At 76.0% G+C, this 14,306-nt stretch carries 11 protein-coding genes; 3 read left to right on the top strand and 8 right to left on the bottom strand.

All coding sequences use genetic code 11. The features are described from left to right. Nucleotides 1-24 precede the first annotated feature (24 nt). The 8 genes from NRO40_RS22090 to rimP form a co-directional block, all read right to left on the bottom strand. Complete coding sequence (locus NRO40_RS22090; protein WP_058943799.1) at nucleotides 25-4,338, bottom strand: S1 family peptidase; 4,314 nt, start codon at nucleotides 4,336-4,338, stop codon at nucleotides 25-27. A 475-nt stretch (nucleotides 4,339-4,813) separates the two neighbouring features. Beyond that, the gene (gene truB / locus NRO40_RS22085) at nucleotides 4,814-5,716 is read right to left on the bottom strand and encodes a tRNA pseudouridine(55) synthase TruB (RefSeq protein WP_058943800.1); all 903 of its coding nucleotides are present in this window, start codon (nucleotides 5,714-5,716) and stop codon (nucleotides 4,814-4,816) included. Further along, the gene (gene rbfA / locus NRO40_RS22080; RefSeq protein WP_058943801.1) at nucleotides 5,716-6,183 is read right to left on the bottom strand and encodes a 30S ribosome-binding factor RbfA; all 468 of its coding nucleotides are present in this window, start codon (nucleotides 6,181-6,183) and stop codon (nucleotides 5,716-5,718) included. Before rbfA ends, truB begins: the two co-directional genes overlap by 1 nt. A 27-nt stretch (nucleotides 6,184-6,210) precedes the next feature. Beyond that, the gene (locus tag NRO40_RS22075; protein ID WP_058943802.1) at nucleotides 6,211-6,504 is read right to left on the bottom strand and encodes a DUF503 domain-containing protein; all 294 of its coding nucleotides are present in this window, start codon (nucleotides 6,502-6,504) and stop codon (nucleotides 6,211-6,213) included. Nucleotides 6,505-6,657: 153 nt separating this feature from the next. Continuing rightward, entirely contained in the window at nucleotides 6,658-9,735 is a 3,078-nt protein-coding gene (infB, locus tag NRO40_RS22070; RefSeq protein WP_257375481.1) for a translation initiation factor IF-2, read from the bottom strand. A 152-nt stretch (nucleotides 9,736-9,887) separates the two neighbouring features. After that, a complete protein-coding gene (locus NRO40_RS22065; protein ID WP_079047410.1) occupies nucleotides 9,888-10,166 on the bottom strand; it encodes a YlxR family protein in 279 nt (92 codons plus the stop codon). 270 nt (nucleotides 10,167-10,436) lie between these two features. Beyond that, nucleotides 10,437-11,435, bottom strand: a complete 999-nt coding sequence (gene nusA, locus NRO40_RS22060) for a transcription termination factor NusA (protein ID WP_058944485.1) — start codon at nucleotides 11,433-11,435, stop codon at nucleotides 10,437-10,439. A 2-nt stretch (nucleotides 11,436-11,437) separates the two neighbouring features. After that, the gene (rimP, locus tag NRO40_RS22055) at nucleotides 11,438-11,938 is read right to left on the bottom strand and encodes a ribosome maturation factor RimP (protein ID WP_058944486.1); all 501 of its coding nucleotides are present in this window, start codon (nucleotides 11,936-11,938) and stop codon (nucleotides 11,438-11,440) included. 150 nt (nucleotides 11,939-12,088) lie between these two features. On the opposite strand from rimP, the gene NRO40_RS22050 reads away from it, so the two are divergent. From NRO40_RS22050 to NRO40_RS22040, 3 genes are read left to right on the top strand one after another with little or no spacing between them, the layout of a single operon-like run. Continuing rightward, nucleotides 12,089-12,760, top strand: a complete 672-nt coding sequence (locus NRO40_RS22050; protein WP_058944487.1) for a hypothetical protein — start codon at nucleotides 12,089-12,091, stop codon at nucleotides 12,758-12,760. Continuing rightward, nucleotides 12,757-13,176, top strand: a complete 420-nt coding sequence (locus NRO40_RS22045) for a DUF4439 domain-containing protein (protein WP_058944488.1) — start codon at nucleotides 12,757-12,759, stop codon at nucleotides 13,174-13,176. Before NRO40_RS22050 ends, NRO40_RS22045 begins: the two co-directional genes overlap by 4 nt. A 45-nt stretch (nucleotides 13,177-13,221) precedes the next feature. Next, nucleotides 13,222-14,244 (top strand): aminoglycoside phosphotransferase family protein, encoded by a 1,023-nt coding sequence (locus NRO40_RS22040; protein WP_058944489.1) that lies wholly within the window; start codon nucleotides 13,222-13,224, stop codon nucleotides 14,242-14,244. Nucleotides 14,245-14,306: the final 62 nt, after the last annotated feature.

Genomic DNA, 14,306 nt, shown 5'->3' with positions numbered 1-14,306 from the left:
CCCGAACCCGTGTACGTCAGTACGTCATGACCGATACGCAGGTCTAAGGGTGCCATGCCCGCGTGGTCCGTCCGGCATCGGCATAGCGGTCGGTACCCGTGCGGCCACGGTGGCGGCCCGTGCGGCCGGGCCGGAGGCGGCGAGCCGCTCGACCGCGCGGCGGGCACCGGGGCCGACGACGGACGCCCAGCTCCGCGGGTCGCGGGCCGCCCAGCCGCTGACGAGGACCGCGAAGCCCGGCACGTCCCGGGCCAGCTCCGTCAGGACCAGGTCCAGGTGGGCGGCGCCCTCGGCCGTGCGCACCAGCAGCCGGCCGGCGCGCAGGACCAGCTCCCGGGTGCGGGCCTCCGGGCGGCCGGCGGCTCCGATGGCGGCGGCGCGCAGCACCGAGTCCGGGAGGGCGGGGTCGCGGCGGTCGTCGTGGGAGAGGTCCAGGAGCGCGTCGAGCAGGTCGTCGCGCAGGGGCCGCGAGCCGGGCGTGCCGGGTGCGGCCAGGACGCGGACGAGGGCCGCGCGCGCCTCGGCGGTGCGGCCCCGCAGCAGGTCGGTGACGAGCGGGAAGAGGACGGCCCGGGCGGCGGGTCCCCGTTCGAGGCGCCGGTCGACGTACGCGGCGGCGTGCGCGGCGCCCGCGGGGTGGCGGTCGACGTACTCGCGGACCAGGGCGGCGGCGCGGCGTGCGAGCGCGGGGGCGCGGACGTCGGCGAGCGCAGTCAGTACGTCGGCGGCCGTGGCCGGGTCGCCGTCGCGCAGCCGGGCGCGGAAGGCCGCGAGGACCGGCTCGGGGTGGGTGGTGAGCGCCCCGGCGAGGTCGCGGGCGGTCACCCCGGTCACCCCGGCGGCGCCGGCCGCGCCGGCCCCGGTGGTCACCACTCCGGCCCTGCCGGTCGCTCCGTTCCCGGCGGCCACTCCGGCGCCCCTGGTTCCGTCGGCCTTGCCGGTCCCGTCGGTCCCACCCGTCCCGGCGGCGCGGAAGGCGGCCAGCGCCTGCGGCAGGTGGGCGGCACGGCTGTGCGGGTCGCGCAGGAGGACGGTGAGGGCGGCGCCGTGGAGGTGCGGGTCTCCGGGGCGGGCGAGCAGCGCGAGGGCCGCGTACCGGAGGAGTTCCCGGTCGGCGTCGCGGGTGACGCGCTCGGCGAGGACCCGGCCGTACGCGGCGGCCGCGGCGCGCCGGACCGGGCGGACGTCGTCGTGCGCCCAGCGGTCGACGGCGCGGCACAGGGCGGACGGCTCGTCGTCGGCGAGGCCGGCGAGGAGCTCGTCGGCGCGCGGATGGGCAGTGGTGACGAGTGCCTCGCACAGGTCGTCGACGGCGAGGTCCCGGTGGGTGTGCAGGAGGGCCTGGGCGACGCCGGCGACGGTCGGCCGGAGGCGGGAGCCGGGCTCGGCGGGCAGCGGCCGCTCGTCGGTGAACCAGCGGCACAGCAGCGGCTGGACGCCGCGCGGGTCGGCGGAGAGCCGCCGCGCGACGGCCTCCAGGTAGCGGGGGCGGCGCGGGCCCCCGGGCGGGCCGTCGGCGGGGAGGAGGAGGCGCAGGAGGTCGAGGAGCTCGTCCTCGCCCAGGCGCAGCCGCTCCCAGAACCAGGGGCCGAATGCGTCGTCCGGGGCGGCCGCGGCGGGCCGGGCCGCGAGCCGGTTGGCGAGCAGCCGCAGCACGCCGCCGTACGGGCGGGCGTCCGGGACTCCGAGGAGCGTCCCGCACAGCAGCCGGGTCCGCCACCAGACGGCCTCCGAGGTGGACGCGCCGGAGTCGACGAGCCGCTCCAACCGGCGCGCCAGGGCCGCCGGGCCCCGGTCGCGCTCCAGGTGCAGCAGGGCTTGGAGCACGGTGCCGAGTCGATGGCGCGGCACCGGCCCGGCGGGCGACCGGGGCCCGGGGAGGGCGACGCACCCGGGCGGTGGAGCGTCCCCGGGACGTACGGCGTCTCCGGACGGCAGTGCCACCCCCGCCGGCCCGTCCCCCACCGACGGCACGGCCTCCCCGGACGGCACGGCCCGGGCCGGCGGCACGGCGTCCCCGAACGGTACGGGGTGGCCGGACGGCACGGCATGACCGGACGGCACGGCCCGGGCCGGCGGCACGGCGTGGCCGTCCGGGCGGTACGGCAGCCGGTCGGCGGGTGCCGGGGGCTCGTCGACCCACGGTACGAGCACGTCCAGCGCGGTGTCGACGTCGACGTGGGCGCCCTGGATCCAGTCCGCGAACTCCTCGTGCACGAAGCGGTATCCGGCGCCGGCCGGGACGAGCAACCCTTCGGCGAGCGCGGCCGACGCCCAACTGGTGCCCCACGGGAACAGCTCCTCGAAGGAGGCCCGGTCCAGCTCGCCGTGGCCGGACAACAGGCAGCGCCGGGCGGCTTCGTGGACGCGGCCGGCGACGCGGGCGGCGAGCCGCCGCACGTCCGGTTCGGACAGCGGCGGCCGGCAGCCGGCGGCGATGCGCCCCGCCACGCGCAGGCACAACAGGTCGTGGTGGGTGGCGAGGACGTCGGCCCGGGCGGGCCGCCCCGGCACGGCCCCGGGGAGCGCGGTGCGCACCTCGGCGAGGAGGCGCAGGGTCAGGGGGTGGCGGCCGTCGGCCTCCGCGAGGAGGCCCGCGGGCAGCCCGTACCGCTCACAGGCCTCCTCGGCCTCGCGGTCGGTCAGGTCGCCGAGGTGCACGGCGCCGGGAAGGCGGCCTGCGGGCCCGGCGGGACGGTCCGGCGCGTCGGGCCCGCAGGGACGGTGGAGGCTGCCGGGCGGGTACAGGGGCGCCGTCCCCTCCCAGTGCTCGGGGCGGCAGGCGACGACGAGCCGCGCCCCGTGCGCGCGCAGCCAGCGGACCGTGGCGGCGGTCCAGGCGGGTAGCCGGTGGGCGAGGAGCGGCGGCATCTCCTCGGGGGCGTCGAGCAGGACGACCAGCGGCCGGCCCGCGTCGCGGGCGAGCGCCGCGACCCGCCGCGCCAAGTCGTCCAGGGCGCCGCCGCCCGCTCCGGGGTAGGCGCTCCAGTCGCCGCGGGCCGCGGCGACCGCGCGCCCGGCGCTGCCGAGGGCCCGCCCCACCGCGTCACCGATGGAGGCGTCCCCTGGACGGAGGTCGGCGCCGCGCAGCCACACCGTCGGCTCGGGCGGGTCGCCCGCGCCCCGCCGTCGGGCCAGGGCGGCCAGCTCGGTGGTGCGCCCCGTGCCGGGTGCTCCGACGAGCCCGCACACGACCGGCCGCTCCGAGCCGGCACCGCGCTCCTGACCGGTGCCGTCGTACGGACCCGTGCCGCCGTACGGCCCGATGACACGCTCCCGCCCGGTGTCACCGTGCGGACCGGCGCCGCCGTGAAGACCCGTGCCTCCGTACGGACCGGTGCCGCCGTACGGACCGGCCCCGGGCCTCGGACCGGTGCCGCCGTACGGACCGGCCCCGGGCCTCGGACCGGTGCCGCGCTCCCGCCCGGTGCCGCCGTCCCGCCGGGTGTCGCGGCCGAGGACGACGGCGGCGGCTGCCCGACCGGAGCAGACCGATCCGTGCTCCTCCGCCTCCGCGCCGACGGGCCCGTGCCCCGCCTCTCCAGGATCGGCGGCGGCATGGCCGGCGCCGGGGCCGGCGAAACGGTCGAGCCCGCGGGCGACGGCGGCCCGTGCGACGGGTTCCGCCCCGGCCGTGCCCTCCGCCGCCCCGGCCGGGGCGGGCAGGGTGCCCGCGGTGAGTTCCAGTGCTCCCGCGAGGTTGAGGGCGGGGCCGTACGCCGGGACCGTCGCGGCGTTGCGGCGAAGCAGGTCCGCGAGGGGCCCGCCGGGTGTCCGGGCGGCGACCGCGGCGAGGGGCACGGCGAGGCCGGCCGCGCGGTGGTCGGTGTGCAGGGCGGTGGCGAGCACCGCGACGACCGCGCCGGTCGCGGCGTCCAGGACGGGTCCGCCCGCCGCCTCGCCGCCGCGTCGCAACGCCTCGCTGCCGTCGGTACCGATGGCCAGTTCGAGGACCTCGTCGACGGTGTGGAACCCCTCGGTGCCGGTGTACAGGGCAGACGTGGTGCCGAGGACGCGCGCCTCGCGCCAACCGTGGGCGTGGACCCGTACGTACGTACCGGCGCCGGGTGCCGGGTGGTCGGCGACGGGAAGGGGGTGGGCGCCGAGGCCGTCGGTGCGGACGAGGGCGAGGGCCTGCGCGGGCAGGGCGGTGACGGCGTCGGCCGTGGCGGTCCACTCCCGCCCGTCCGGCCCGCGCACCACGACCCGTTCGAGCCCGTCGACGGTCTCGTGGGCGGTGACGACCGTGCCGCGGGCGTCGGCGACGAAGCCGGTGCCCCGCGTCCGGCCGGCTTGATCACAGATGAGTACCAGCGTCGCCCGGTCACCGCGTCCCATGGGTCGACCGTAGGACCGCGGTGATCAACGGGTGAAGGACGTCACCGGAACGCGCCCCCGAGTACCCCCGCCGTTCACTCCGAGCGCCCGCCCGAGTGGGTGAATACGCGTACTGGCGCGGAAAGAGTCCGTGTGGGGGGCGCGTGGGGCGGTCAGCCGCGAGGGCGGCTGTCCGCCCCCACGGCCACCGCGGCTCCCGGGCCCCGCCCCACGGTCACCGGCATCCGGCGGACGGCCCGGCTGACACCCGCACGGCCGCGGGGGCCGGGACCACGGACAGAGGCCCGGACTGCCGGCGTCACCACGACCGACCGGCGCCCACGGGCCGCATGCCCCGAGCCGCGAACGACCCGGAACCGCGAGCACCCCGGACCACCCGCACCCAGGACCACGCGCCCCGAAGCCACCCGCGACGCCGGACCACCGCACCGCGGCACCGCCGCACCGCCGTACGACCGCCGCGGGGCCGCCCGTCTCAGCCGAAGACCGCCACGCTCTTCGCCTTGCCGCCGCGCTCCTCCACGAGGACCAGGAAGCGGCCCTCCGGTCCGAAGACGGCGACGGGTCCCGTCGTCCCGTGGGCGGGCATGTCGATGCGCACGCCGTTGAGCAGCAGCTTCGCGCGCCGCTCGTCGACGTCCCAGCGCGGGAACGCCGCGGCCGCGGCCTCGGCGATCGGCATGACCGCGAGCTCCTCCTGGAGCTGGTCGAGGGTGCGTGCGGCGTCGAGCCCGTACGGACCGACGCGGGTGCGGCGCAGTGCCGTGAGGTGCCCGCCGACACCGAGGTCGGCGCCGACGTCGCGGGCGAGCGCCCGGATGTACGTACCGGAGGAGCAGACGACGGAGACGACGAGGTCGACGACGGGCGTGCCGTCGTCGGCGACGGCGTCGCGCATGTCGTAGACGGTGAACTGGGAGACGGTCACCGGGCGGGCGGGGATGTCGAACTCCTCGCCGCCGCGGACGCGGGCGTACGACCGCTTGCCGTCGATCTTGATGGCGCTGACCTTGGACGGCACCTGCATGATGTCGCCGGTCAGCTTGGCCACGGCGGCGTCGACGGCCTCACGGGTCACTCGGGAGGCGTCGGTCGACGAGGTGGTCTCGCCCTCGGCGTCGTCGGTGACCGTGTTCTGGCCGAGCCGGATCGTGCCGAGGTACTCCTTCTCGGTCAGCGCGAGGTGGCCGAGGAGTTTGGTGGCCCGCTCGACGCCGAGGACGAGGACGCCGGTGGCCATGGGGTCCAGGGTGCCGGCGTGGCCGACGCGGCGGGTGCGGGCGATGCCGCGCATCTTGGCGACGACGTCGTGCGAGGTGAAACCCGACGGCTTGTCGACGATGACGAGGCCGTCGGGCACACGTGTTGTGCTGCTCATCAGGCGCCGGCGCCGTCCTCGTCGTCCTCGGCCCCGATCTCGTCGTCGTCCTCGGGCTTGCGGTACGGGTCGGCTTCGCCGGCGTACGTCTTGCCCGTGGAGACCTCGCGCACCTCGGCGTCCTTGGCGCGCGCCTTGTCGAGGAGGTCCTCGATGGTGCGGGCGTTGTCCGGGAGGGCGTCCGGGACGAAGGTCAGCGTCGGGGTGAAGCGGACGCCGGTCTGGCGGCCCACCTCGGAGCGCAGGACGCCCTTGGCGGACTCCAGCGCGGCCGCGGACGCGGCGCGCTCCTCCTCGTCACCGTAGACCGTGTAGAAGACCGTGGCCTCCCGCAGGTCGCCGGTGACCCGGGCGTCCGTGATGGTCACGAATCCCAGCCGCGGATCCTTGATTCGCCGGTCCAGGGTCTCCGCGACCACGACCTGGATGCGATCGGCCAGCTTGCGGGCCCGCGCGTTGTCGGCCACCGGTCCGTCTCCTCTTCCGTCTTGCGTTCACTCTTCATCGGTGTGCAGTCGCCGCCGTACGGACAGCAGCTCCACCTCGGGCCGGGCGGCGACGAGGCGCTCACACCGGTCCAGTACCCCCGTGAGGTGCCCGACGTCCCCGGAGACCAACGCGATGCCGATCTCGGCCCTGCGGTGGAGGTTCTGGTTGCCGGTCTCCGCCACGCTCACCGCGAACTTCCGCTGGAGCTCGGCGACGATCGGCCGGACGACGGAGCGCTTCTCCTTCAGCGACCGTACGTCGCCGAGGAGCAGGTCGAAGGACAGCGTCCCCACATACATACGAGCCCGGATGTCCCGCCGGTTCGGGTTCGGTAGGCCCCGCCGTAGACCGGCGGGGACAGCTGAACCGTACACGCAGCGGCCGGGGCCGATCGACGGAAATACTTCCGCCGACCGGCCCCGGGGTTCCGCTCGTCAGTCGCGTCGGCTGTGTCAGCCGCGCGGCTTCTCGCGCATCTCGTACGTCGCGATGACGTCGTCGACCTTGATGTCGTTGAAGTTGCCGAGGTTGATACCGCCCTCGAACCCTTCGCGGATCTCGGTGACGTCGTCCTTGAAGCGACGCAGACCCTCGATGTTGAGGCTCTCCGCGACGACCTTGCCGTCGCGCAGGAGGCGCGCCTTGGTGTTGCGCTTGACCAGACCGGAGCGGATGAGGACACCCGCGATGTTGCCCAGCTTGGACGAGCGGAAGACCTCGCGGATCTCCGCCGTACCGAGCTCGACCTCTTCGTACTCCGGCTTGAGCAGACCCTTGAGGGCCGCCTCGATCTCCTCGATGGCCTGGTAGATCACCGAGTAGTAGCGGACGTCGACGCCCTCGCGCTCCGCCATCTGCGCGGCACGGCCGGCCGCGCGGACGTTGAAGCCGATGACGATGGCGTCGGAGCCCATCGCCAGGTCGATGTCGGACTCGGTGACCGCACCCACACCGCGGTGCAGGACCCGGATGTCCACCTCTTCGCCGACGTCGAGCTGGAGCAGCGAGGACTCGAGGGCCTCCACCGAACCGGACGCGTCGCCCTTGATGATGAGGTTGAGTTCCTGGATCTGACCGGCCTTGAGCACCTTGTCGAGGTCCTCGAGGGACACCCGGCGGACGCGCTTGGCGAAGGCGGCGTTGCGCTCACGCGCGGCGCGCTTCTCGGCGATCTGGCGGGCCGTGCGGTCCTCGTCGACGACGAGGAAGTTGTCGCCGGCACCCGGGACGTTGGTGAGGCCCAGGACGAGGACGGGAGTCGACGGGGTCGCCTCCTCGACGTTGTTGCCCTTGTCGTCGAGCATCGCCCGGACGCGGCCGTACGCGTCGCCGACCACCATCGTGTCGCCGACCCGCAGCGTGCCTCGCTGGACGAGGACGGTCGCCACGGCGCCGCGGCCGCGGTCGAGGTGCGACTCGATCGCGATGCCCTGCGCGTCCTGCTCCGGGTTGGCCCGCAGGTCGAGCGAGGCGTCCGCCGTGAGGATGACGGCCTCGAGCAGGGAGTCGATGTTCAGACCCTGCTTGGCGGAGATGTCGACGAACATGGTGTCGCCGCCGTACTCCTCGGCCACCAGGCCGTACTCGGTCAGCTGACCGCGCACCTTGACCGGGTCGGCACCCTCGACGTCGATCTTGTTGACCGCGACCACGATCGGCACGTCGGCCGCCTTGGCGTGGTTCAGCGCCTCGATCGTCTGGGGCATCACACCGTCGTTCGCCGCCACCACGAGGATCGCGATGTCGGTGGACTTGGCACCGCGGGCACGCATGGCGGTGAACGCCTCGTGACCCGGGGTGTCGATGAAGGTGATCTTGCGGTCTTCGTCGTTGACCTGGGTCGCGACCTGGTAGGCACCGATGTGCTGGGTGATGCCGCCGGCCTCGCCCGCGATGACGTTCGTCTTGCGGATCGCGTCGAGCAGTCGGGTCTTTCCGTGGTCGACGTGACCCATGACGGTGACGACCGGCGGACGCGGCGCGAGGTACTCCTCGCCGCCCTCGTCCTCGCCCCACTCGAGGTCGAAGGACCCGAGCAGCTCGCGGTCCTCCTCCTCCGGGGAGACGATCTGAACCGTGTAGTTCATCTCGTCGCCGAGGAGCTGCAGCGTCTCGTCGGAGACGGACTGCGTGGCCGTGACCATCTCGCCGAGGTTCATCATGACCGCGACGAGCGACGCCGGGTTGGCGTTGATCTTCTCCGCGAAGTCGGTGAGGGACGCACCGCGCGACAGGCGAACGGCTTCGCCGTTGCCGCGGGGGAGCATCACGCCGCCCACGGACGGGGCCTGCATGGCCTCGTACTCCTGGCGCCTCTGACGCTTCGACTTGCGACCGCGACGGGCGGGACCGCCCGGACGGCCGAACGCACCCTGCGTGCCACCACGGCCGCCGGGGCCGCCGGGGCGACCGCTGAAGCCGGGACGACCGCCGCCGAAGCCGCCGCCGCCACCCGGGGCACCGGGACGGCCACCGCCGCCACCGCCGCCACCGGGACGACCGGCGAAGCCGCCGCCGCCACCGCCACCACCGGGACGACCGGCGAAGCCGCCGCCGCCACCGGGACGACCGGGACCGCCGGGACGACCGCCGGTCGCGGGACCGCGGCCGGCGGGGCCGGGGCGCGGGCCGGCAGCGGGACGCTGCGGCATCATGCCCGGGTTCGGGCGGTTGCCGGCGGGGCCGCCACCCGGGCGCGGGGCCTGGGGACGCGGCATGGAGCCGGGGGTGGGACGCGGGCCGCCGGGACCGGCCTGGGGACGCGGGCCGCCGGGCTGGCCGGGGGTCTGCGGACGCGGGCCGCCGGGGGCGCCCGCGGCGCCGCCGGGACGCGGGGCGCCGCCGGGACGGGGCGCCTGGGGGCGCGCCATGCCGGTGGAGCCGCCGGAGGTGAAGGGGTTGTTGCCCGGACGCGGGCCGGCCGGACGGCCACCCGGTCGGGGGGCCTGCTGGCCGGGGCGCGGGGCGCCCGGACGGGCAGCGCCCTGACCCTGACCGGAGCCCTGGGGGCGCGCGGCGGGACGGGGGCCCGGGGTGGCACCGGGCCGGGAACCGGCGGCGGGAGCCGACGGCGGCGCGGTGAACTCGGGCTTGGCCGGGGCCGGGGCCGCCGGGGCCGGCTTGGCAGCCGGGGCCGGGGCGGGCTTCGGACCCGGGGTGGGACGCTGGCCGGCGGCCGGCGTCGCGGGCTTCTCGGCGGCCGCGGGCTTCGGCGCGGGGGCGCCGGGCTTCGGGGCGGCCGGACGTGCCGCCTGCGCCGGGGAGGGCGCGGCGGGCTTGGCAGGCGTGGGGGTGCCCTCGCGCTTGGCGGGGGCGGCGGGGGCGGCCTTGCGGGGCGCCCCGGGCTTCGCAGCGGACTTGCCGGCGGAGCCGGGTCCCTGCAAAGCGTCAGTCAACTTGCGGACAACCGGCGCCTCGATCGTCGATGACGCCGAACGCACGAATTCACCGAGTTCCTGGAGCTTGGCCATGACGACCTTGCTCTCCACACCGAACTCCTTGGCGAGTTCGTATACCCGGACCTTAGCCACATCGCTCCTTTGAGGTCCGGTTAACCGCCGGACCGTCGCTACTTCATGGGCGTACTCATCGCGTACTCATCGAGTGCTCATCGCAATCTCGACCTACTTCCATCTCGCGAGGTACCTGACCGCACGGGTTGACCCCGTGCCGTGCTTCTTTCCTACGGTGTCGCCTGCTCGACGTATCGGCGGACGTCCGCGGTGTCGAGCGGACCCTGGACCCGGAGGGACCGGGGGAACGCCCGGCGGCGGACCGCCAGATCGAGACAGGACCGGACGGGATGCACGTAGACACCCCGACCGGGCAGCGTACCGCGAGGATCGGGGGCACATGCGTCCCCGACCGCCACGATGCGCAGCAGATCGGTCTTGGCCGCCCGCTCCCGGCATCCCACACAGGTTCGTTCAGGGCATGCGCGCTCATGCGTCCGGCCAGACACGCTTAAGTCTACCTCCCCGCACCGACCTCACCCCTTTGGGGCAAGAATCGAACGGATGTTGTCGTAATCCCGTCGTGGTCTCGTGGTAGCCCAACGTGACCGCGGTCGATCCTATTCCCGTCCGGCCGGTACCGCTCGCGGCCGGACGGTCCCGGCCGCGACGGTCCCGTCGGCCGGCGGACCGGTCGGGACGGGTCGTTCAGTCTGCCCCACCCGCCCCGCTCCGGTCGCGCGGATTTCCGCGGGCGGCCGGCGGGGGCGGGGCCGGGGTCAGGAGGCGTCCGGGGCCGGCTGCTCGGTGTCCGGGCGGATGTCGATGCGCCAGCCGGTCAGACGGGCGGCGAGGCGGGCGTTCTGGCCCTCCTTGCCGATCGCCAGCGACAGCTGGTAGTCGGGCACGGTCACCCGGGCGGACCGGGCGGCGAGGTCGACGATCTCGACCTTGGAGACCCGGGCCGGGGAGAGGGCGTTCGCCACCATGTCCGCCGGGTCGTCCGACCAGTCGACGATGTCGATCTTCTCACCGAGCAGTTCGGCCATGACATTGCGCACACGACTGCCCATGGGACCGATGCAGGCGCCCTTGGCGTTCAGTCCGGACCGGGTGGCCCGGACGGCGATCTTGGTGCGGTGGCCGGCCTCGCGGGCGATCGCGGCGATCTCGACGGAACCGTCGGCGATCTCCGGGACCTCCAGCGCGAAGAGCTTCTTCACCAGGTTGGGGTGGGTGCGCGAGAGGGTGACGGAGGGGCCGCGCACGCCCTTGGCGACGCGGACCACGTACGTGCGCAGCCGCAGGCCGTGCGTGTACTCCTCGCCCGGCACCTGCTCCTGCACCGGGAGGATGGCCTCCAGCTTGTCGTCCAGCCGGACCAGGACATTCCGCGGGTCCTTGCCCTGCTGCACCATGCCGGCGACGATGTCGCCCTCGCGGCGCGCGTACTCGCCGAACGTCACGTCGTTCTCGGCGTCGCGCAGCCGCTGCTGGATGACCTGGCGGGCGGTGGTCGCCGCGATGCGGCCGAAGTCCGACGGGGTGTCGTCGAACTCCTTGGGCTCCTGCCCCTCCTCCAGGTCGGCCGGGTCCTCCTTCGCCCACACCGTCACGTGGCCGGTCTGCCGGTCCAGCACGACACGGGCGTGGCGGCGGGCTCCCTCGGTGCGGTGGTAGGCGATGAGGAGGGCCGACTCGATCGCCTCGACCAGCAGCTCGAAGGGGATCTCCTTCTCATGTGCCAAGCCCTTGAGAAGCTTCACATCGATGTCCACGGCTACGCCTCCTCCTCTTCCTTCTTGTCCTTGCGGTTGAACTCGATCTCCACGCGCGCCTTGGCGATCTCGGGGAACTCCACGCGCCGGGCGGTGGGCTTGCGGCCCTTCACTCCCGGCACCTCCAGGTCCAGGCCCTCATCGTCCACGCCGAGGACGCGGGCGACCAGCTCGGCGCCCTCGTGCAGCCGCAGCCGCACCAGGCGGCCGGTGGCGCGCACGTAGTGGCGGTGCTCGGTGAGGGGGCGGTCGGCTCCCGGCGAACTCACTTCGAGGACGTACTCGCCCTCGCCCATCGCGTCCGTCTCGTCGAGCCTCTCGGAGAGGGCGCGGCTCAGTTCGGCACAGGCGTCGAGCTCCACGCCGTCGTCCGAGTCGACGATGACCCGCAGCACCCTGCGCCGGCCCGCCCGGGACACGTCGATCTCCTCGAGGTCCAGCTGCCTGGCGGCGACCAGCGGTTCCAGCAGCCCGCGCAGCCTCTCGCTCTGGGTGGTGCTCATCCGGGTGACTCCTCGGCCGCGTGTGCTGTTGTGGGTTCGTCGCGTGTCAGACAAAGGGTATCCGGTCGCGGAGGTGTTGCCGTCCACCCCGTGCCGGGCCGCGGGTACGCTCGCCAGCGGTGATCTTGCCGATGTACCCGAAGGAGTGACGTGGAGCGCACGGGGCTGACGCGCAGGCGTGCGCTCGCGGTGGCCGCGGCCGGGGCGCTGCCGGCGGGCTGCACGGGTGCGGGGTCGGACGGTGGCGGGGGCGCGGCGCGCACGACGGCGGCCGACCGCGCCCGGCGCGCGGAGGCGGCGCTGCGCCGCCGGTCGGCCGCGGCGAGCGGTGACCTCCTGGCCGGGTACGACGCGGTCCTGGCCGCGCACCCGTCGCTCGGCGCGCGCCTCGCGCCGCTGCGGGAGGCGGTGGCGCGGCACGTGACCGCGCTGGTCCCGGCCGGCGGGGCGGGCCCGGGTGACGGCCTCCGGGGCGCGGGCGCTCCGGGGACTCGGGGCGCGGGTCCGTCGAGCACCGGTGCGCCGGGCGCGAGTGCCGCGGCGACGGGCGCTGCGGCGGGACCGTCGGGGGTGGCCGTACCGGCCTCCGGGGCGCCTGCCTCATCCCCCGGCCCCGGGGCGTCCCCCGGTGGCGCCGTGCCCGCTGCGCCGGCCGATCCGCGGGCCGCGCTCGCCGGGCTGGCGGTGTCGGCGTCCCGTACCGCCGCGGCGCACACCGCCGCGCTAGACGCCGCACCGCCGGAGCTGGCGAGGCTGCTGGCCTCGGTCGCCGCGGCGTGCGCCGCGCACGCCTACCTCCTGACCCCGGGGAGGCGCCCGTGAGCGCGCTGGCGGCCGCGCAGGCGGCCCTAGCGGCGGAGCACGCCGCGGTGTACGGGTACGGCGTGGTCGGCGCGCGGGTCGGTGACGAACGCCGCGCGGAGGCCGCGCAGGCCCACGCCGCGCACCGGGCCCGGCGGGACGCGCTGGCCCGGACGGTGCGGGAGCTGGGGGGCGCGCCCGCCCCCGCGGCGCCGGCGTACGGGCTGCCGTTCACGGTGGCGGACGGCCCGGCGGCGGTGCGGCTCGCCGCGGAGCTGGAGGACCGGGTGGCGGGCGTGTACGCCGACCTCGTGCGGGCCGCCCGGGGGCCGCTGCGCCGGGAGGCGGCCGCCGCGCTGCGCGAGGCGGCGGTACGGGCCGTGCGCTGGCGCGGTGGGGGCGGCGTAGCCTTTCCTGGGCTCGCCGAGCGACCGTGAGCCGCTCGGACGACTCAGCAGCGCAGGGAAGGGAACCCCGCACGCATGGCCCACGCCGGTGACGCCCCCGCCTTCGCTCCGCCGCACCGCCTCGTGCGGGCGCTCGGCGAGACGTACGGCGAGGACGGAGGGACGGCCGGGTGGCTCGCCGGGCTGCCCGCGGCCGCGCGCGGGGAGTTGGCGCGGCACGGCGCGGTGGCGGAGCGGGTGGTGGAGCCGGGTGGCCGCAGCAGCGTCGTGCTGCTCGTGCGCCGGGCCGACGGCGAGCCGGCCGCGCTGAAGCTGGCACCGCCCGCGGCGGGGCCGGAACCGGAGCGGGCGGCGCTCGCACACTGGGACGGCTGGGGCGCCGTGCGGCTGCTGGACCCGGCCGATGACGCGAACGCGCGGGACGGCGCGCACGCGGGCGGGCCGGGCGGTGCGCACGGGCGCGGGGACACGGGCCGGCCGGGCGGGGACGGCGCCGCGGAGGGCTCGGCGGGCCTGCTGCTGGAACGGCTGCGGCCGGACGTGTCGCTGCGGTCCCTGCCGGACGCCAAGGCGCTGCTGGAGGCGGCGGGCACGGTACGGCGGCTGTGGATCGAGCCGCCGTCGGGCCACGCGTTCGAGTCCGTGGCGGACCGGACGGAGCGCCAGGCGGCGGCCATGGCCGCGTACCGCGCGGACGCGACGGCGGGGCCCCTGGTGTCCGCCGCGCTGGAGGCGCGCGGGGAGCTGGTGGCGTCGGGGGCCGAGGCGCTGCTGCTGCACGGCTGCTTCCGGCAGGGCAAGGTGCTGGCCGGTGAGCGGGCGCCCTGGCTGGCGGTGGGTCCCGAGCCGGTCGTCGGGGAGCGGGCGTACGACCTGGCGCGGCTCGTCAGGGACCGCGTCGAGGACCTGGTGGCGGAGGCGTCCGGCGCCTCGACGGGACGCCGGCGCGTGAACAAGCTGGCCGACGCCCTGGAGGTCGATCGCGACCGCCTGCGCGGCTGGACCCTGTTCCGCGCTGTCGAGTCCGCGACCCGGGCGATGGCCGCGGGCCGGGGGCGCGAGGCGGAGAACCTGCTGGAGTTCGCGAGCTGGCTCTGAGCCGACCCCGTAACACCCGACCCCGACCCCTTTGCTCCGTTTGGGTGCAGTATGGGCGTATC

The organism is Streptomyces changanensis, assembly GCF_024600715.1.
In the GTDB taxonomy this organism is placed as follows: Bacteria; Actinomycetota; Actinomycetes; order Streptomycetales; family Streptomycetaceae; genus Streptomyces; species Streptomyces changanensis.
Note: the sequence above shows the minus strand (reverse complement) of the source record. Positions and strands in the feature narration are given on the sequence as shown.

Excerpts from the sequence above, each read along its gene's own strand:
- NRO40_RS22040 (WP_058944489.1), top strand. The coding sequence starts at position 13,222 with ATGGCCCACGCCGGTGACGCCCCCGCCTTCGCTCCGCCGCACCGCCTC.
- NRO40_RS22090 (WP_058943799.1), bottom strand. The coding sequence starts at position 4,338 with ATGGGACGCGGTGACCGGGCGACGCTGGTACTCATCTGTGATCAAGCC.
- rimP (WP_058944486.1), bottom strand. The coding sequence starts at position 11,938 with ATGAGCACCACCCAGAGCGAGAGGCTGCGCGGGCTGCTGGAACCGCTG.
- NRO40_RS22075 (WP_058943802.1), bottom strand. The coding sequence starts at position 6,504 with ATGTATGTGGGGACGCTGTCCTTCGACCTGCTCCTCGGCGACGTACGG.
- truB (WP_058943800.1), bottom strand. The coding sequence starts at position 5,716 with ATGAGCAGCACAACACGTGTGCCCGACGGCCTCGTCATCGTCGACAAG.